17 protein-coding genes are annotated in these 18,090 nt (G+C 54.2%); 8 read left to right on the top strand and 9 right to left on the bottom strand.

Going from position 1 to position 18,090, the window contains the following annotated elements:
* Nucleotides 1-41 precede the first annotated feature (41 nt).
* Complete coding sequence (gene tkt, locus OGV98_RS01650; RefSeq protein WP_003027049.1) at nucleotides 42-2,033, top strand: transketolase; 1,992 nt, start codon at nucleotides 42-44, stop codon at nucleotides 2,031-2,033.
* 59 nt (nucleotides 2,034-2,092) lie between these two features.
* Here tkt and OGV98_RS01645 read toward each other — a convergent pair whose 3' ends face one another.
* Genes OGV98_RS01645 through OGV98_RS01625 form a run of 5 tightly spaced genes read right to left on the bottom strand, consistent with a single transcriptional unit; the run spans nucleotide 2,093 to nucleotide 5,138 of the window.
* The gene (locus OGV98_RS01645; RefSeq protein ID WP_174328943.1) at nucleotides 2,093-2,743 is read right to left on the bottom strand and encodes an ABC transporter ATP-binding protein; all 651 of its coding nucleotides are present in this window, start codon (nucleotides 2,741-2,743) and stop codon (nucleotides 2,093-2,095) included.
* A complete protein-coding gene (locus OGV98_RS01640) occupies nucleotides 2,737-3,414 on the bottom strand; it encodes an ABC transporter ATP-binding protein (protein WP_202581004.1) in 678 nt (225 codons plus the stop codon). The genes OGV98_RS01645 and OGV98_RS01640 overlap by 7 nt, the downstream gene beginning before the upstream one ends.
* The gene (locus OGV98_RS01635; protein WP_202581005.1) at nucleotides 3,402-4,109 is read right to left on the bottom strand and encodes an energy-coupling factor transporter transmembrane component T; all 708 of its coding nucleotides are present in this window, start codon (nucleotides 4,107-4,109) and stop codon (nucleotides 3,402-3,404) included. The genes OGV98_RS01640 and OGV98_RS01635 overlap by 13 nt, the downstream gene beginning before the upstream one ends.
* On the bottom strand, nucleotides 4,110-4,688 hold the full coding sequence (locus OGV98_RS01630) for an ECF transporter S component (protein WP_003027040.1): 579 nt from the start codon (nucleotides 4,686-4,688) through the stop codon (nucleotides 4,110-4,112).
* 24 nt (nucleotides 4,689-4,712) lie between these two features.
* Nucleotides 4,713-5,138, bottom strand: coding sequence for a PPC domain-containing DNA-binding protein (locus tag OGV98_RS01625; RefSeq protein ID WP_003027037.1), 426 nt, complete (start codon nucleotides 5,136-5,138; stop codon nucleotides 4,713-4,715).
* A gap of 374 nt (nucleotides 5,139-5,512) precedes the next feature.
* Here OGV98_RS01625 and epd point away from each other — a divergent pair, with 374 nt between their 5' ends.
* From epd to srsR, 7 genes are all read left to right on the top strand, one after another.
* Entirely contained in the window at nucleotides 5,513-6,541 is a 1,029-nt protein-coding gene (epd, locus tag OGV98_RS01620) for an erythrose-4-phosphate dehydrogenase (RefSeq protein ID WP_003027035.1), read from the top strand.
* 39 nt (nucleotides 6,542-6,580) lie between these two features.
* The gene (gene pgk, locus OGV98_RS01615; RefSeq protein WP_003027032.1) at nucleotides 6,581-7,744 is read left to right on the top strand and encodes a phosphoglycerate kinase; all 1,164 of its coding nucleotides are present in this window, start codon (nucleotides 6,581-6,583) and stop codon (nucleotides 7,742-7,744) included.
* An 88-nt stretch (nucleotides 7,745-7,832) separates the two neighbouring features.
* On the top strand, nucleotides 7,833-8,912 hold the full coding sequence (gene fbaA / locus OGV98_RS01610; protein ID WP_003027029.1) for a class II fructose-bisphosphate aldolase: 1,080 nt from the start codon (nucleotides 7,833-7,835) through the stop codon (nucleotides 8,910-8,912).
* A gap of 191 nt (nucleotides 8,913-9,103) precedes the next feature.
* Complete coding sequence (locus OGV98_RS01605) at nucleotides 9,104-9,964, top strand: small-conductance mechanosensitive channel MscS (protein ID WP_003027007.1); 861 nt, start codon at nucleotides 9,104-9,106, stop codon at nucleotides 9,962-9,964.
* 150 nt (nucleotides 9,965-10,114) lie between these two features.
* Nucleotides 10,115-10,750: an arginine exporter ArgO gene (gene argO / locus OGV98_RS01600; protein WP_003027005.1), complete on the top strand. Its 636-nt coding sequence runs from the start codon at nucleotides 10,115-10,117 to the stop codon at nucleotides 10,748-10,750.
* 93 nt (nucleotides 10,751-10,843) lie between these two features.
* Nucleotides 10,844-11,590: an oxidative stress defense protein gene (locus OGV98_RS01595; protein ID WP_003027002.1), complete on the top strand. Its 747-nt coding sequence runs from the start codon at nucleotides 10,844-10,846 to the stop codon at nucleotides 11,588-11,590.
* A gap of 123 nt (nucleotides 11,591-11,713) precedes the next feature.
* Nucleotides 11,714-12,610, top strand: a complete 897-nt coding sequence (srsR, locus tag OGV98_RS01590; RefSeq protein ID WP_003026999.1) for a LysR family transcriptional regulator SrsR — start codon at nucleotides 11,714-11,716, stop codon at nucleotides 12,608-12,610.
* Here srsR and scpC read toward each other — a convergent pair.
* From scpC to scpA, 4 genes are read right to left on the bottom strand one after another with little or no spacing between them, the layout of a single operon-like run.
* Nucleotides 12,607-14,073: a succinyl-CoA:acetate CoA-transferase ScpC gene (gene scpC / locus OGV98_RS01585; protein ID WP_138827923.1), complete on the bottom strand. Its 1,467-nt coding sequence runs from the start codon at nucleotides 14,071-14,073 to the stop codon at nucleotides 12,607-12,609. The genes srsR and scpC overlap by 4 nt on opposite strands.
* 24 nt (nucleotides 14,074-14,097) lie before the next feature.
* Nucleotides 14,098-14,883, bottom strand: coding sequence for a methylmalonyl-CoA decarboxylase (gene scpB / locus OGV98_RS01580; RefSeq protein ID WP_003026994.1), 786 nt, complete (start codon nucleotides 14,881-14,883; stop codon nucleotides 14,098-14,100).
* Between the two features lie 10 nt (nucleotides 14,884-14,893).
* Nucleotides 14,894-15,889: a methylmalonyl Co-A mutase-associated GTPase MeaB gene (gene meaB / locus OGV98_RS01575; RefSeq protein WP_149911307.1), complete on the bottom strand. Its 996-nt coding sequence runs from the start codon at nucleotides 15,887-15,889 to the stop codon at nucleotides 14,894-14,896.
* Entirely contained in the window at nucleotides 15,882-18,026 is a 2,145-nt protein-coding gene (gene scpA, locus OGV98_RS01570; RefSeq protein WP_121572022.1) for a methylmalonyl-CoA mutase, read from the bottom strand. The genes meaB and scpA overlap by 8 nt, the downstream gene beginning before the upstream one ends.
* Between the last annotated feature and the right edge of the window lie 64 nt (nucleotides 18,027-18,090).

Raw genomic sequence — 18,090 nt, 5'->3', positions numbered from 1 at the left:
TCGTTTAGGGCGTGGCCTTCATTATCCGATCTGGAGTCAAAATGTCCTCACGTAAAGAGCTTGCCAATGCTATTCGTGCGCTGAGCATGGACGCAGTACAGAAAGCCAAATCCGGTCACCCGGGTGCCCCGATGGGTATGGCTGACATTGCCGAAGTCCTGTGGCGTGATTTCCTGAACCACAACCCGACTAACCCGTCCTGGGCTGACCGTGACCGTTTCGTGCTGTCTAACGGCCACGGTTCAATGCTGATTTACAGCCTGCTGCACCTCACCGGCTATGATCTGCCTATGTCCGAGCTGCAGAACTTCCGTCAGCTGCACTCCAAAACGCCGGGTCACCCGGAAGTGGGTTACACCGCGGGTGTTGAAACCACGACCGGTCCTTTGGGTCAGGGCATTGCGAATGCAGTGGGTATGGCTATCGCTGAAAAAACGCTGGCGGCGCAGTTTAACCGTCCTGGTCACGACATCGTTGACCACTTCACCTATGCTTTCATGGGCGACGGCTGCATGATGGAAGGTATCTCTCACGAGGTATGTTCCCTGGCCGGTACGCTGAAACTGGGTAAACTGGTTGCGTTCTACGATGACAACGGCATCTCTATCGATGGCCACGTTGAAGGCTGGTTCACCGATGACACCGCGAAGCGTTTCGAAGCTTACGGCTGGCACGTGATTCGTGGTGTAGATGGTCACGATGCTGACGCGATTAAACGCGCTGTTGAAGAAGCACGCGCAGTGACCGACAAACCGTCCCTGCTGATGTGCAAAACCATCATCGGTTTCGGTTCTCCGAACAAAGCCGGTACCCACGACTCTCACGGTGCACCGCTGGGCGATGCAGAAATCGCACTGACCCGCGAACAGCTGGGCTGGAAATACGCGCCGTTCGAAATCCCGTCTGAAATCTACGCGCAGTGGGATGCGAAAGAAGCCGGCCAGGCAAAAGAAGCCGCATGGAACGAGAAGTTCGCTGCTTATGCCAAAGCTTTCCCGCAGGAAGCTGCTGAATTCACCCGTCGTATGAAAGGTGAAATGCCGTCTGACTTCGACGCGAAAGCCAACGAGTTCATTGCTAAGCTGCAGGCTAACCCGGCGAAAATCGCCAGCCGTAAAGCTTCTCAGAACGCGATTGAAGCCTTCGGTCCTCTGCTGCCTGAATTCCTCGGCGGCTCTGCTGACCTCGCGCCATCTAACCTGACTCTGTGGTCTGGTTCTAAGGCCATCAACGAAGATACTGCCGGTAACTACATCCATTACGGTGTACGTGAATTCGGTATGACCGCTATCGCAAATGGTATTTCCCTGCATGGTGGTTTCCTGCCGTACACCTCCACCTTCCTGATGTTCGTGGAATATGCCCGTAACGCGGTGCGTATGGCTGCGCTGATGAAACAGCGTCAGGTGATGGTCTATACTCACGACTCCATCGGTCTGGGTGAAGATGGCCCGACTCACCAGCCGGTAGAGCAGGTTGCTTCTCTGCGTGTGACCCCGAACATGAGCACATGGCGTCCGTGTGACCAGGTTGAATCCGCAGTAGCATGGAAATACGGTGTTGAGCGTCAGGACGGCCCGACCGCGCTGATCCTCTCCCGTCAGAACCTGGCACAGCAGGAACGTACTGCAGAGCAACTGGCGAACATCGCTCGCGGTGGCTACGTGCTGAAAGATTGCGCGGGTCAGCCGGAGTTGATCTTCATCGCCACCGGTTCTGAAGTTGAACTTGCCGTGGCTGCCTGGGACAAACTGACCGCTGAAGGCGTGAAAGCGCGCGTGGTTTCCATGCCGTCTACCGATGCATTCGACAAGCAGGATGCGGCTTACCGTGAATCCGTACTGCCGAAAGCCGTCTCTGCTCGCGTCGCTATCGAAGCTGGCATTGCTGACTACTGGTTCAAATACGTGGGTCTGAACGGCGCTATTGTCGGTATGACTACCTTTGGTGAGTCTGCACCGGCAGAACTGCTGTTTGAAGAATTCGGCTTCACAGTAGACAACGTGGTCGCGAAAGCAAAAGAACTGCTGTAATTTCGATTACAGGTGAAAACGGGTCGCTCAGGCGGCCCGTTTTTTGCTTCTCAGGGGAGTTACGTGCGTAGCTGACCTGCTTCAAGACGTACTACGCGCGAAAAATGGCGCTGCGTAAATGCAGCGTCATGACTGATCGCTACAACGCTGGTGCCACGTGTACGACACACTGCCAGCCAGTTTTCGAAGACGCCAAGCCAGTGCGCATCAAAGTCCCGGCTGGGCTCATCCAGCAGTAGAATAGCGGGTTTGAGGGCTTCCAGACTGGCGACGGCAACCATACGTCGTTGTGCAGTATGCAGATCGAGCGGGTGCGCGTCGGCGACATCCTCTAACTGACATAATCGCAGCGCCGCCATCGTGCGTTGCGCAATTTCAGTCGCCGGAAGCTTCTGTAGCCGTAATCCGAAGGCCACTTCCTCTGCAACCTTGCTGTGAAAGATTTGATTCTCCGCTTCCTGAAACAGTACGCCGAGCACCCTGGCGCGCTCCCGGTTTTTCAGTTGCGCAATCGCACGATTTTGAACGGTTATTGTGCCGGATGAGGGCGTCAGTAGCCCGGCCATGATGCGCAAAAGCGTGGATTTTCCTGCGCCATTATCGCCCGTTAGCGCCAGCCATTCCCCCTCCTGGAGTTCCAGCGAAATATTGCGTAAACAGTCATCGGCGGCGTTCGGCCAGCGATAGCTGATCTGGTTTAGCGTCAGCATAGTGATGACAATGCTCCGTCGCGCAGCTGCCATGCCTGCTGGCAGTAGCTGAGAAAAGGTGAAGGGTTGCGTTCGAAAAATATCACCAAAGCATGCTGTTCCTGTGCCCACTGTTGCAGTCGCGCCAGCAGCATTGCCGTGGCTTGCGCCGTCAGGCGACTGAACGCTTCATCCAGAATCAATATTTTCGGCTGCATGGCGAGTGCGCTGGCAATGACTACCCGCTGGGTTTCCCCGCCGGAAAGGGTGCCGGGATGACGATGGCGCAGAGGCTGACATTCCGTCAGCGTAAGGGCGACATCTATGCGCTGCATAATTTCAGTCTCGGTAAGGCAGAGATTTTCCGGGCCAAACGCCACTTCTTCCTCCACGCTGAAAGTACAACCTGAAAGCTGCAGGTAAGGTGACTGCTGCACAAGCTGGATGGTACTCGACTGCTCGACCAGCGATAGTTGCCCGATGGGATTACCCAGTAGCGTGCCTGTGCCCTCAATTTCTCCCGGAAGGAAGTCGGGGTACCAGCCAGCCATCAGCTGTGCCAGCGTACTTTTCCCGCTGCCGTTCTCACCAAAAATAGCCACCATACCAGGCCTGGCGTAATGGAAATCGTAACAGGCGGATGGCCGCATAGCGTGCGTCGGAATATAGCGAAACTGCTCTAACGTAACCATATCCAGATTCCTGTCTCAACTGCCATCAGAACCACCATACCGTAGCGGGCCAGACGTTGTAAGGTGCTGTCTGGCGGCGCCCATAGCGTGGTGCGAGTGCGATGCAGGCGAAATCCCCGCATATCGAGCGCTGCACCGCGAACAGCCAAGTCATTGAGCGCGTTATGGGTGAGCGGCACAATTAATGCCGGCATAGCGCGTAAACGTTGGTACCAGGACTCATCCAGCGGTACGCCGCGTGCGCGCTGTGCCTCGTGAATAATCGCCAATTGGTGTTTGAGCTGTTCAACCACCAGCAGCGGGCCTGCGAACAGATAGGCAACGCCTGGCGGCAGGCGTGAAGCAAACAGGGCGCGCATAAAGCGCGCAACCGGCACGTACTGCATCCACATCTGCGATGTCGACACAATGGCCAGGATCCGTAGCCAGAGCGTAGCGGCATCGGCCCAGCGTTCTGGTGCGCGCGGCTGCCCGCTAATCCACTCGGTAAGCCATCCGCCGTGTACCAGCCATAGCCCCAGTCCTAAGGGGATCATCAGCCAGAGTACGTATTTCGCCCGCGACCGCGTAGCCTTCATACATAGCAAACCGACAAACGTCGCGGCGCTATACAAGCTGAGCGGCACTCCGGCTGGCAGCAGGAGCGTGGAGCAGGCGGCAAGCGCCCACAGAGTTAACGACGTAAACGGATGCATTTAGCGCACGGCAGACATCGTAGGGAAATGGCGCGTGGTGCGCAGCGGAAGTTGTCGCAGCAGCACCCAGACGATGATTGCCGTGAGGATTTTATCGACCAGATTCGCACCGATGACGGTGATGGCGACGGACTCCACCAGGTTCTGACCGACCGAGTGCATCCAGGCGACAAAAAGATCCGCGCCGCTGCCAGTGACACCACCGAACAGAGTCGTGCGAATCGGCACGGCAACGAGGGTCACGGCAAGCGTGATAATTACGCCGCTGACCACGACTTTAGGTAAGGTGCGAAACCATCCCGCCCGTGCCAGCCAACCGGCGACCAGTCCAATAACCATGGCAACGGGCGCAAAGGCGGCGGCGATCGGATCGGTCAGCAACCCCCACAACAGGTTAGTGAGTAATCCGGTTAGCATCCCCACAACCGGACCTAACAGCACCGCGCTGATCAACGTGCCAATCGAGTCGAGAAAAATAGGTAATTTCAACATGCTGATAAGCTGCCCACCGACCATGTTGATGGCGATAGCAATGACAATAAGAACCAGAGACTGGCTGGAAAATTGGCGACGCGCCATAAAAGACCTCGTATAAGTGAAGCGTTAGCGGGATGAAATAACCAGTTCGTCATAACCGGAAACTGCGCAGGGCTGACGGCTGAATGCCAGAGACGTCAACTCGCCAATCACCAGTTCCAGCGTGGTTCGCACGGTACAGCCCGGCATCATGTGTCCGCCCAGCATCGCGCCGTGTGGGTCAGCAACCGCCAGATGAAGATGCTCGCCGGTAAGTTCCAGCGTGCCGTTCAGAGAGATAATTTCCCACGTACCCGTAAGTAATGTGGTTTCTTCACGTCCGGCGAAGCGCAGAGCAATGTTGGTCAAACTGCCGGTGCAACCCGCTATCCAGGCTGCCTGTAGTTGATGCTGCTGGATAAAAGCGTGTAGCGCTGAAAAGACTTCCTGGCCCGGTAATAAACGCAGCGCATGAAAGCGAGCTTCAGATGGTTGGGGATAGAATGTTGCCATAGTTGAGGGACTCCGAGACTCGGACGTTGCGCTGATAATATAGACACGGGTTAGGGAGCTTTCTGATATAAATCAGGATTTGTGACATGGCAACGAAATAATCTTGCTACGGTTATTCGTAATTCTGGAATATGGAATAAAAGTTGCGTTGAAGGACGTTAAAATGTGACGTAAGTCAGATAACTGTGTTCTGTTGCTGGACAATCATTCCTTTTATTCCGCGTTTCGCTTATTCTAGCTGAAGCGTTTCAGTCGATTAAATGTTCGACAATTAACCAATTAGTCGCAGTTTGCGACAGGTAAGGTTTCCCTGAGCGATTTGCTGCATTACTCTGTCTGCCACATCGTTTCTGAGAAATCCTTGCAGGAGACCTATGACCGTACGCGTAGCGATTAATGGTTTCGGTCGCATCGGACGCAACGTGGTTCGTGCTTTGTATGAATCCGGGCGTCGGGCGGAAATCACCGTGGTGGCAATCAACGAACTGGCGGATGCTGCAGGCATGGCGCATTTGTTGAAATATGACACCAGCCATGGGCGTTTTGCCTGGGATGTTCGTCAGGAACGAGACCAGCTCATCGTTGGCGATGACGCGATCCGCATTCTGCATGAGCGAACGCTCGATGCGCTTCCGTGGCGCGAGCTGGGTGTCGACGTTGTGCTGGATTGTACGGGGGTCTTCGGCAGTCGCGAACACGGCGAGGCGCATATTGCCGCCGGCGCAAAGAAAGTGCTCTTTTCACATCCTGGTAGTCACGACATCGACGCAACCGTTGTGTTTGGCGTTAATCAGGATCAGCTGCGCGCTGAGCACCGGATCGTTTCTAATGCCTCCTGCACCACGAATTGCATAATACCCGTCATTAAATTGCTGGATGATGCTTACGGCATTGAGTCTGGTACCGTCACCACGATCCACTCCGCGATGCACGATCAGCAGGTTATTGATGCTTATCATCCTGACCTGCGTCGCACGCGAGCGGCCAGCCAGTCGATCATTCCGGTTGATACCAAACTGGCGGCGGGCATCACGCGAATTTTCCCGCAGTTTAACGATCGTTTTGAAGCGATAGCGGTGCGTGTACCGACCATAAATGTGACGGCGATCGACTTAAGCGTGACGGTGAAAAAACCAGTAAAAGCCAGTGAAGTCAACCAGTTGCTGCAAAAAGCAGCACAAGGTGCATTTCATGGTATAGTTGACTATACGGAATTACCGTTGGTCTCAGTAGATTTTAACCACGACCCGCACAGCGCCATCGTTGATGGTACGCAAACGCGCGTGAGTGGCGCTCACCTGATCAAAACGCTGGTCTGGTGTGATAATGAATGGGGCTTTGCTAACCGTATGCTCGATACGACGTTAGCGATGGCTGCTATTGGTTTCAGGCTCGACGCTTGAGCGTCGACAAAACTTTATGAATCAACGAGAGGATTCACCATGTCTGTAATTAAGATGACCGATCTGGATCTGGCTGGTAAACGCGTTTTTATCCGTGCGGACCTGAACGTACCAGTTAAAGAAGGGAAAGTAACCAGCGATGCGCGTATCCGTGCTTCCCTGCCAACCATCGAACTGGCCCTGAAACAGGGTGCTAAAGTGATGGTAACTTCCCACCTGGGTCGTCCTACCGAAGGCGAGTACAACGAAGAATTCTCTCTGCTGCCGGTTGTTAACTACCTGAAAGACAAACTGTCTGCTCCGGTTCGCCTGGTAAAAGATTACCTGGACGGCGTTGAAGTCGCTGCCGGTGAACTGGTTGTTCTGGAAAACGTTCGCTTCAACAAAGGCGAGAAGAAAGACGACGAAGCGCTGTCCAAAAAATATGCTGCTCTGTGCGACGTATTCGTTATGGACGCTTTCGGTACTGCTCACCGTGCGCAGGCGTCTACTCACGGTATCGGTAAATTCGCCGATGTCGCTTGTGCTGGTCCGCTGCTCGCTGCCGAGCTGGATGCACTGGGTAAAGCACTGAAAGAACCTGCTCGTCCGATGGTTGCTATCGTTGGTGGTTCTAAAGTTTCTACCAAACTGACCGTTCTTGATTCTCTGTCAAAAATCGCTGACCAACTGATTGTTGGCGGTGGTATCGCGAACACCTTCGTTGCTGCTCAAGGTCACAACGTGGGTAAATCCCTGTACGAAGCTGACCTGGTTGACGAAGCTAAGCGTCTGCTGACTACTTGCGACATCCCGGTCCCAACCGACGTTCGCGTTGCGACTGAATTCTCTGAAACCGCACCGGCTACCCTGAAATCCGTTAGCGATGTAAAAGAAGACGAGCAGATCCTGGATATCGGCGACGCTTCTGCACAGCAACTGGCTGACATTCTGAAGAATGCGAAAACCATTCTGTGGAACGGCCCGGTTGGCGTGTTCGAATTCCCGAACTTCCGCAAAGGTACTGAAATCGTTGCTAATGCCATCGCAGACAGCGAAGCATTCTCTATCGCAGGCGGCGGTGACACCCTGGCAGCAATCGACCTGTTCGGCATTGCTGACAAAATCTCCTACATCTCTACTGGCGGCGGCGCGTTCCTCGAATTCGTGGAAGGCAAAGTACTGCCAGCAGTAGCCATGCTCGAAGAGCGTGCTAAAAAGTAAGAATTTAATGGGCAGGGAAACCTGCCCTTATTTTAGCGCGCTTTAGGGCGCGCGCCCTTTCCAAGGCCGAAGATACAGGACTCGTAAAATGTCTAAAATTTTTGATTTCGTAAAACCAGGCGTAATCACTGGTGATGACGTACAGAAAGTTTTCCAGGTAGCTAAAGAAAACAACTTTGCTCTGCCAGCTGTTAACTGCGTGGGTACCGACTCCATCAACGCCGTTTTGGAAACTGCTGCAAAAGTTAAAGCGCCGGTAATCGTACAATTCTCCAACGGTGGTGCTTCTTTCATCGCTGGTAAAGGCGTGAAGTCCGACGTTCCTCAGGGCGCTGCAATCCTGGGTGCTATCTCTGGCGCGCATCACGTTCACCAGATGGCTGAACACTACGGTGTTCCGGTTATCCTGCACACTGACCACTGCGCGAAGAAATTGCTGCCGTGGATCGACGGTCTGCTGGACGCGGGCGAAAAACACTTCGCAGCAACCGGCAAACCGCTGTTCTCTTCTCACATGATCGACCTGTCTGAAGAGTCTCTGGAAGAGAACATCGAAATCTGCTCCAAATACCTGGCGCGCATGTCCAAAATGGGCATGACTCTGGAAATCGAACTGGGTTGCACCGGTGGCGAAGAAGATGGCGTGGACAACAGCCACATGGACGCTTCTGCACTGTACACCCAGCCGGAAGACGTTGATTACGCATACACCGAGCTGAGCAAGATCAGCCCGCGTTTCACCATCGCAGCTTCCTTCGGTAACGTACACGGCGTTTACAAGCCGGGTAACGTCGTTCTGACCCCGACCATCCTGCGCGACTCTCAGGACTATGTTTCTAAGAAACATAACCTGCCGCACAACAGCCTGAACTTCGTCTTCCACGGCGGTTCCGGTTCTACTGCTCAGGAAATCAAAGACTCCGTAAGCTACGGCGTAGTGAAAATGAACATCGATACCGATACCCAATGGGCTACCTGGGAAGGCGTTCTGAACTACTACAAAGCAAACGAAGCTTACCTGCAGGGCCAGTTGGGTAACCCGAAAGGCGAAGATCAGCCGAACAAGAAATACTACGATCCGCGCGTATGGCTGCGTGCTGGTCAGGCAACCATGATCACCCGTCTGGAACAGGCTTTCAAAGAACTGAACGCGGTTGACGTTCTGTAATTTACGCCGTTCCACGTGACATGAGGCCCGCAAATGCGGGCCTTTTTTATTGCTATGTCAACGTTCTGTTGGCAGAGAATTCTGTGATCTGTTTGGCAAAATCCAGGTTTATTGTTTACCCTTGTCAGGTTGCCAGTCCCGTCAGGGCGGCTTTATTTCTCCCGTTTGGGTAAGCAAAAAAGGAATATTGAATGGAAGATTTGAATGTTGTCGACAGCATAAACGGTGCGGGCACCTGGCTGGTGCGCAACCAGGAACTGCTGTTGAGCTATGCCGTCAACATCGTTGCGGCCATCGCGATTGTCATTATCGGTATGATCGTGGCGCGCATTGTATCAAATACCGTTAACCGCCTGATGCTGGCGCGTAAAATTGATGCCACTGTTGCCGACTTCCTCTCTGCACTGGTGCGTTACGGTATTATCGCTTTCACGCTGATTGCCGCTCTGGGCCGCGTTGGGGTGCAAACAGCCTCCGTGATCGCCGTTCTCGGTGCCGCAGGTTTAGCCGTCGGTCTGGCGCTGCAAGGTTCGCTGTCCAACCTCGCCGCAGGTGTCCTGCTGGTAATGTTCCGTCCGTTCCGTGCGGGTGAGTATGTCGATCTCGGCGGCGTGGCTGGAACCGTGCTCAACGTGCAGATTTTCTCCACCACCATGCGTACCGTTGACGGTAAGATTGTAGTGATCCCGAACGGTAAAATTATTGCCGGGAACATCATTAACTTCTCTCGTGAGCCGGTTCGTCGTAACGAATTTATTATCGGCGTGGCTTACGACTCCGATATCGATCAGGTGAAAAAAATCCTCACTGATATCATTCAGTCGGAAGATCGCATTCTTAAAGACCGTGAAATGACGGTACGCCTGAATGAGCTGGGGGCTTCCTCAATTAATTTTGTGGTACGCGTCTGGAGCAACAGCAGCGATCTGCAAAGCGTCTACTGGGATGTGCTGGAACGCATTAAGCGCGAGTTCGATGCCAACGGCATCAGCTTCCCGTATCCGCAGATGGATGTAAACTTCAAGCGTGTGAAAGAGCGCGCGGCAGAGTAATTACGCGTCCGGAGGCGCTATCGCTTTCCGGGCCGATAAAAACTTTCTTTCCATTAATTTCCCTAATCTACGATTAAAATTATCCATTTCCGCTAATGTTTTCCCCGCGCTATAGTCTGCTCCTAAGAGAAACAGTTCGGGATGATTAACGTGTTATCGTATTACTTTCAAGGGCTTGCACTTGGTGCGGCCATGATTCTTCCGCTTGGTCCGCAAAACGCCTTCGTGATGAACCAGGGCATTCGCCGCCAGTATCACATCATGATTGCTTTACTCTGTGCTATCAGCGATTTAGTGCTGATTTGTGCGGGGATCTTTGGCGGTAGCGCCTTGCTGATGCAGTCACCATGGCTGATGGCGCTGGTCACCTGGGGTGGGGTGGCTTTTTTACTCTGGTACGGTTTCGGGGCGTTAAAAACGGCGATGAGCAGTAACCTGGAACTGGCCAGTGCCGAGGTGATGAAGCAGGGGCGCTGGAAAATCATTGCTACTATGCTGGCGGTGACATGGCTCAATCCCCATGTTTACCTGGATACCTTTGTGGTGCTGGGGAGTCTGGGGGGGCAACTGGACGTTGAGCCGAAGCGCTGGTTTGCGCTGGGAACCGTCAGCGCTTCGTTCCTGTGGTTTTTCGGTCTGGCATTGCTGGCGGCCTGGCTGGCTCCGCGTCTGCGCACTGCTAAAGCGCAGCGCATCATCAATACGCTGGTAGGATTAGTGATGTGGTTTATTGCTTTTCAACTGGCAAAAGAAGGTGTTGCGCACGTTCATGCGTTGTTCAACTAAGTGTTGTCTGATGGACAACGCAGCGAGATCGTCTAAGCTTGCCTGCATGTGCCCTGAGTTTCGGGGTAATTATTGAAACATGGAGGAACGACCGTGAAGTTCAAAATAATGGCCCTGGCGGCATTAGTCGGATTCAGCGCACTATCGGTACAGGCAAATGAGCTGCCAAATGGACCGCACATCGTGACTTCCGGAACAGCAAGCGTGGATGCGACACCAGACATCGCTACGCTGGCAATTGAAGTGAACGTTGCTGCCAAGGATGCGGCTTCAGCGAAGAAGCAGGCCGATGAGCGCGTGGCGCAATATCTGTCCTTCCTTGAACAGAACCAGATAGCGAAGAAAGACATTAGCGCGGCCAACCTGCGTACCCAGCCGGATTACGACTACCAGAACGGTAAAAGTATCCTCAAAGGGTATCGTGCGGTGCGCACCGTTGAAGTCACGCTGCGTCAGTTGGACAAACTTAACGCTCTGCTCGATGGCGCGCTGAAGGCTGGTCTGAATGAGATCCGTTCGGTATCGCTTGGTGTTGCCCAACCGGATGCTTACAAAGATAAAGCGCGTAAAGCGGCAATTGATGATGCTATTCATCAGGCAGAACAACTGGCTGCGGGCTTCAATAGCAAACTTGGCCCGGTGTACAGCGTGCGCTACCACGTTTCCAATTATCAGCCTAGCCCGATGGTACGGATGATGAAAGCAGATGCCGCACCTGCTGCTTCTGCTCAGGAAACCTACGAACAGCCGGTTATTCAGTTTGACGATCAGGTTGATGTCGTCTTCCAGATTGAGCCGACGGCGGGGCAACCAGCCGCAACGCCAGCCAAAACTCAGTAATTGTTGCAGACCCGGCTTTCCAGCCGGGTTTTTTCTGTGAGCAACTGTAAAAATGAGACTTCACATCCGGTCTTTTTTTTCGCCGTAATGAGGATAGGCCATAGCGATTTTTAAGGGGACGCTATGGATATTTTTATCTCGAAAAAGATGCGTAATTTCATTCTGCTGGCGCAAACCAATAACATCGCCAGAGCGGCAGAAAAAATACATATGACCGCATCGCCCTTCGGTAAAAGCATTGCTGCACTGGAAGATCAAATCGGCTATACGCTGTTTACCCGCAAAGATAACAACATCAGCCTGAATAAAGCAGGACAAGAGCTGTATCAGAAGCTGTTTCCCGTTTATCAGCGCCTCTCTGCCATTGATAACGAAATCCATAACGCCTCTCGCCGCTCGCGGGAAATTGTTATCGGCATCGACAATACCTACCCAACGATTATTTTTGACCAGTTGATTAGCCTTGGTGACAAGTATGACGGTGTGACGGCTCAGGCCGTTGAATTCAGCGAGAATGGGGTGATTGATAACCTGTTCGATCGCAAACTGGATTTTATTATCTCGCCGCAGCACGTTTCCCCCCGCGTGCAGGAGCTGGAAAATCTGGCGATCAGCGAACTGCCTCCGCTGCGTCTGGGGTTTCTCGTTTCCCGACGCTATGAAGAAAAACAGCCGCAGGATCTGCTGCGCGAGCTGCCCTGGCTGCAAATGCGCTTCCAGAATCGCGCCAACTTTGAGGCGATGCTGGATGCATACATGCGACCCTGCGGGATCAACCCGACGATTATCTATCGTCCGTACAGCTTTATGGCGAAGATTAGCGCGGTGGAGCGCGGGCAGTTTTTGACGGTGATCCCTCACTTCGCCTGGCGGCTGGTGAACCCGTCGACGCTGAAATATTTCGACGCGCCCGGCAGTCCCATGTATATGCAGGAGTTTCTTTATTCGCTGAAAAATCATCGCTATACCGCCACCATGCTCCAGCATATTGCTGAAGATCGTGACGGTAGTGCAAGTTAACCTAGCATCGAGCCTGTTTCGAGAAGGTTGCGATGCAGATCGAACGCATGGCTGAGATCGTGATGGATATGCCCGCCGGGTGCTTTCTCCAGATAGCGGTGCAAGTAATCTCTGTAAAGCGGATGCGCACAGTTATTGATAATCGTGTGCGCCCGCTGCATCGGAGATAACCCACGCAGATCGGCAATCCCTTGTTCGGTCACGATCACTTTAACGCTATGTTCGCTGTGGTCGACATGGCTGCACATCGGTACGATGGTTGAGATTTTCCCGCCTTTGGCAATCGACGGCGCCATAAAGATAGACAGGTAGGCGTTGCGCTCGAAATCTCCGCTGCCGCCGATGCCATTCATCAGGTTCACCCCCGCAACGTGCGTGGAATTGGCATGACCGTAGATATCAAACTCCAGACCGACGTTGAGCGCAATAACCCCCAGCCGACGAATGATTTCCGGGTTATTGGAGATCTCCTGCGGGCGCAATACAATCCGGCTGGAGAAGAAGTCCATGTTGTCGTAAATCTTCTGTAGCGACGGGGCTGAAATGGTCAGGCTGGAGGCGCTGGCACCGCTTATCTTGCCCGTTTCCAGCAGATGCACCACCGACTCCTGCAACACCTCCGAATACATCATAAAGGGCGGGATATCCGGGTTCTCGCCCAGTCGAGCCATTACCGCGTTGTTGATATTGCCCACCCCGCTTTGTAAGGGCAGAAACTCAGCTGGAATGCGTTTGTGCGCCATTTCTGCCAGCAGAAAAGAGACTACGTTATCGGCAATTTGTTGGCTGACCGGATTGGTTTTATCCGATGCATTTCCTGCATCGGGCAGTTCGGTATCCACCACCGCAACCACCTTTTTGGGGTCTATCTGTACGCACTGACTGCCTACGCGATCCATGGTATGAAAAATGGGTACGCTGTTACGCCGCGGCGGCGCACCGGGTATCACGATGTCGGCAAACTCCGCCACACGCGGATTATGGTAATGATTCAATTCAATGATCACTTTTTTCGCCCGCAGCAGCCAGGTGGGGGCATTACCGATACCGCTGGACAGCCAAATCCGGCCATCCGGCGCGATGGCTGAGGCTTCAATGACGGCAACATCGATCTCGCCAAAAAAGCCGTAATTAACCATTTGCGCCACTTCGCTCAAATGGAGATCGACAAACCTCACCTGGCCCTGATTAATTTTGTCGCGCAGGCCCGATGACGTTTGATAAGGCGCACGCCAGGAAACGGCATCTGCCGCGGATAGTACATCATCAGCGGCGGCGCCAATTGATGCTCCGGTCAGCAGGCGGATCTGAAAAGGCTGTCCGTTCTGATGCTGTTCGCAGGCGCGTTGGGCAATTGCGGTGGGTAACGCTTTTGGCGAACCCGCGGGGGTAAAGCCGCTAAACGCCACCATATCATCGTGCTGGATAATTTCTGCCGCCTGTTCGGCGCTCATCCGTTTCATGGCCGTCTCCTTCCTCAGACGTGATTAATGGCCGACAAAATTAGGTTTACGTTTTTCCATAAACGCGTTCATCCCTTCCTGATAATCCTCGCTGTCGTACACCGCGCGGCGCATGCCCTGAATGCGCTCGAACTCATCGGAATTCATGGTGTGCGCTTCACCCAGCACGCGCAGCTCTTCTTTAATGACTGCGATCGCTAGTGGTGCTTTCTCCGAGATGTGGTGCGCCATTTGCAGAGTGAAATCCTCCAGTTCGTCTACAGGAACCACATGGTTGAGGATCCCGACGGCCATCGCACGCTGAGCGGTAATCGGTGAGGCGGTAAAGATCAGCTCTTTCACGATGTGAAAACCGGCGTCGCGAGTCAGGTTGTGGATGCCGACCAGGTTATACGGCACGCCGAGGTTGACCGGGGTCATCGAGAAGGTGGATGTTTCAGCGGCGATGATCAGATCGGAACTCATGATCATCTCAAATGCGCCGCCCCAGACGCTGCCTTCAACCATAGAGATCACCGGTTTTGGATATTTTTGGATCATGCGGGTTATCTGACGCAGCGGATCGTCATAGGAGAGCGGATCGCGACGTCCGGTAGGGAGTTCATGAATATCATGCCCGGCGGAGAAAACTTTGGCTCCACTCGGAGCGCGCAGAATGATGCAGCGAATGTCCGCACGATTGAGATCGCTCAGCGCCTGCATCAGATCGTCAATAAACACTTTACTCAGGGCATTGAGCTTGCGGGCGTAATTGAACTCAATAACCGCGACTTTCTGGATGATGACCACGTTGACGTATTGATAAGACATAATGTTCTCTTTATTGAAAGTAATGATGCTGGATAAATTCGCTGATGTGCCGCAGACCGGTGCGCGGCGACAGATCGTTATTTTTGACGGCCTGTAGCGTCTGCTGGAAATAGCGGTTGAAATCAGTCCGCGCAAACAGCAGATGTAGGGCTTCTTCTTCAGCCTGCTGGTGTAACCAGTCCACCGCCTGCTGCTGGCGGACTTTTTCCAGTCGACCGCTGGCGGTAAGGCACGTTTTAAAGTCGGTTATTGCCTGCCAGACCTCCTCAATACCGCGTTTTTCCAGGGCGCTACAGGTCAGAACCAGCGGCTGCCACTCGTCATATTTGCGGCGCAGAATATGCAGGGCGGATTCGTACATATGGCGGGCGATGGCCACGCTGGCATGGTTCTCACCGTCGTCCTTGTTGATGACGACCAGATCCGCCATTTCCATCAGACCTTTCTTGATGCCTTGCAAGTCGTCGCCACCGCCAGCGATTTGCAGGGAGATAAAGCAATCCACCATGCCTGCGACTTCGGTTTCTGACTGCCCAACGCCGACGGTTTCTACAATCACCACGTCAAAGCCAGCCGCCTCGCACAACAGCATTAATTCGCGGGCGCGGTGGCTGGCTCCGCCTAAATGACCGCTGGAAGGGACCGGGCGAATAAACGCAGATTCGGCGCGAGACAGCTCCGTCATGCGGGTTTTATCGCCAAGAATGCTGCCGCCGCTGACCGGGCTGCTGGGATCGACGGCGATCACCGCCACCCGTAATCCGTGACGGATTAACAGCATGCCGAAGGCTTCCAGAAAGGTGCTTTTGCCCGCGCCCGGCGTACCGGTTATCCCCAAACGCAGGGCGTTACCGGTGAACGGCATAATTGCGTCCAGCAACTGCGTACTCAGCGGCTGGTGGCGCGGGTGGCTGCTTTCGACCAGCGTCATCGCCTGGGCGAGCGTAGCCCGCTCGCCAAGCCGCAAGCGGCGGACGGTATCCTCAAGCGTGGCGGCGTTAATCATGATGCTGACTGATACGGATTAACACATCGCGGACGCTGTCGAGCATTGGCGTGCCGGGGCCATAAATGGCAGCCACACCATGCTCGTGCAGGAAGGCGTAATCCTGTGGCGGAATAACGCCTCCTGCTACCACGCAGATATCTTCACGCCCCCATTTTTTGAGCGCGGTAACCAGTTCCGGGATCAGCGTTTTATGACCTGCCGCCAGTGACGATGCGCCTATTACATGCACATCGTTTTCTACCGCCAGACGGGCAATTTCCTCCGGAGTGGAGAACATCGGACTGAGGTCAACATCGAAGCCGAGATCGGAGTAGGCGCTGGCGATCACTTTCGCGCCGCGATCGTGACCATCCTGGCCCATCTTGGCGATCAGGATCCTCGGTCGGCGACCATTTTCCGCGAGGAACTGTTCGGTTTGCGCAACAATGGCGTCGAACTCATCGGCGGATTTGTCGGACTGGTGATAGCTTTGCGCAATCACGCCGGTTACGCACTGGCTGGGAACCAGATAGCGGTCAAAAGCGGTTTCCAGCGCGTCGGAGATCTCACCAAGCGTGGCGCGAACGCGGGCTGCGTTAACGGCGGCGGCCAGTAGATTTTCATTATGCTGCGCGGCGTGGGTCAGCGCCGCGAGTGCGGCATTGACGGCATCTGTGTCGCGAGTTGCACGGATATGCTGCAACGAGGCAATTTGCTCGTTGCGTACCTTCACGTTGTCGATTTCCAGTACCGACGTTTCGTCTTCTTTATCCAGCTTGTACTTATTCACACCGACGATAACGCGTTTACCCTGGTCGATCAGCGACTGCTCGCGCGCGGAAGCTTCTTCGATCATCCGTTTAGGGAGCCCGGCTTCGATCGCTTTCGCCATGCCGCCTGCCTCATCAATTTGTTTGATGATCGTGCGCGCCTGCTTCACGATTTGATCGGTGAGTGACTCGACGTAATACGATCCGGCCAGCGGATCGACGGTGCGGCAGATCTCTGACTCTTCCTGAATGATGATCTGTGTATTACGCGCGATGCGGGCGGAGAAATCGGTGGGTAGCCCGAGCGCCTCATCAAAGGCGTTGGTATGCAGAGACTGGGTGCCGCCAAGCGTAGCGCCGAGCGCTTCAATGGTCGTGCGGATCACGTTGTTGTAAGGATCCTGCTCGGTCAGACTCCAGCCGGAGGTCTGGCAGTGGGTACGCAGAGCGAGAGATTTCGGGTTGTTTGCGCCAAAACCGCTGACTGCTTCACTCCACAAATAGCGAGCCGCGCGCAGCATGGCGACGTTCATAAACAGATCCATGCCGATGCCGAAGAAGAATGACAGGCGCGGCGCGAAGTCATCAATTTTCAGCCCGGCAGACAGCGCGGCTTTGATGTACTCAATGCCGTCAGCTAGCGTAAACGCCACCTGCTGGACGCAGTTCGCCCCGGCTTCCCCCATGTGATAACCGCTGATACTGATGGTGTTATAGCGCGGCATATTGGCGGAACACCAGGCGATGATGTCGGCGATGATGCGCATTGAAGGTTTTGGCGGGTAAATGTAGGTGTTGCGGCACAGGTACTCTTTCAGAATATCGTTCTGAATGGTCCCGGTGAGTTGCTCCGGCGTTACGCCTTGTTCTTCTGCAGCGACGATATAAAACGCCAGTACCGGCAGCACCGCGCCGTTCATGGTCATTGATACCGACATCTTATCCAGCGGAATCTGGTCGAACAGCACCTTCATATCTTCTACAGTATCGATCGCCACGCCCGCTTTGCCGACGTCACCTGCCACGCGCGGGTTGTCAGAGTCATAGCCGCGATGGGTGGCAAGGTCAAAGGCGACGGAAAGTCCTTTTTGCCCGGCGGCGAGGTTGCGGCGGTAAAAGGCGTTGGACTCTTTGGCGGTAGAGAAACCAGCGTACTGGCGAATGGTCCACGGCTGCGCGGTATACATGGTGGCGCGCGGGCCACGCACGTAAGGCGGTAGGCCGGGAAGAGTGCCCGTGACTTCCAGATTATCGAGGTCCGCTTCAGTGTACAGCGGCTTGATGGCAATTCCTTCCGCCGTCTGTCTTTCCAGCGATTCGACGGTTTTTTCCCGTCGACTGAGTTCTTTATTAGCGAGTGTTTGCCACTCCTGCACGTTTGCCATTTTTTGCTCCGTATTACGCAATAAGTTGAATCTTTGCGGATACGGTGAGCTTTTTCATTTGGCT

Source organism: Citrobacter sp. Cf136 (assembly GCF_030333815.1).
In the GTDB taxonomy this organism is placed as follows: domain Bacteria; phylum Pseudomonadota; class Gammaproteobacteria; order Enterobacterales; family Enterobacteriaceae; genus Citrobacter; species Citrobacter freundii.
This window is presented reverse-complemented; position numbering and strand designations above follow the sequence as displayed.

What these genes read in the sequence shown, in the direction of transcription:
- srsR (WP_003026999.1), top strand. Translation starts at nt 11,714, where the DNA reads ATGGATATTTTTATCTCGAAAAAGATGCGTAATTTCATTCTGCTGGCG.
- scpC (WP_138827923.1), bottom strand. Translation starts at nt 14,073, where the DNA reads ATGAAACGGATGAGCGCCGAACAGGCGGCAGAAATTATCCAGCACGAT.
- epd (WP_003027035.1), top strand. Translation starts at nt 5,513, where the DNA reads ATGACCGTACGCGTAGCGATTAATGGTTTCGGTCGCATCGGACGCAAC.
- OGV98_RS01605 (WP_003027007.1), top strand. Translation starts at nt 9,104, where the DNA reads ATGGAAGATTTGAATGTTGTCGACAGCATAAACGGTGCGGGCACCTGG.
- fbaA (WP_003027029.1), top strand. Translation starts at nt 7,833, where the DNA reads ATGTCTAAAATTTTTGATTTCGTAAAACCAGGCGTAATCACTGGTGAT.
- scpA (WP_121572022.1), bottom strand. Translation starts at nt 18,026, where the DNA reads ATGGCAAACGTGCAGGAGTGGCAAACACTCGCTAATAAAGAACTCAGT.
- pgk (WP_003027032.1), top strand. Translation starts at nt 6,581, where the DNA reads ATGTCTGTAATTAAGATGACCGATCTGGATCTGGCTGGTAAACGCGTT.
- OGV98_RS01645 (WP_174328943.1), bottom strand. Translation starts at nt 2,743, where the DNA reads ATGCTGACGCTAAACCAGATCAGCTATCGCTGGCCGAACGCCGCCGAT.
- OGV98_RS01640 (WP_202581004.1), bottom strand. Translation starts at nt 3,414, where the DNA reads ATGGTTACGTTAGAGCAGTTTCGCTATATTCCGACGCACGCTATGCGG.
- scpB (WP_003026994.1), bottom strand. Translation starts at nt 14,883, where the DNA reads ATGTCTTATCAATACGTCAACGTGGTCATCATCCAGAAAGTCGCGGTT.
- tkt (WP_003027049.1), top strand. Translation starts at nt 42, where the DNA reads ATGTCCTCACGTAAAGAGCTTGCCAATGCTATTCGTGCGCTGAGCATG.
- OGV98_RS01630 (WP_003027040.1), bottom strand. Translation starts at nt 4,688, where the DNA reads ATGGCGCGTCGCCAATTTTCCAGCCAGTCTCTGGTTCTTATTGTCATT.
- OGV98_RS01625 (WP_003027037.1), bottom strand. Translation starts at nt 5,138, where the DNA reads ATGGCAACATTCTATCCCCAACCATCTGAAGCTCGCTTTCATGCGCTG.
- meaB (WP_149911307.1), bottom strand. Translation starts at nt 15,889, where the DNA reads ATGATTAACGCCGCCACGCTTGAGGATACCGTCCGCCGCTTGCGGCTT.
- OGV98_RS01635 (WP_202581005.1), bottom strand. Translation starts at nt 4,109, where the DNA reads ATGCATCCGTTTACGTCGTTAACTCTGTGGGCGCTTGCCGCCTGCTCC.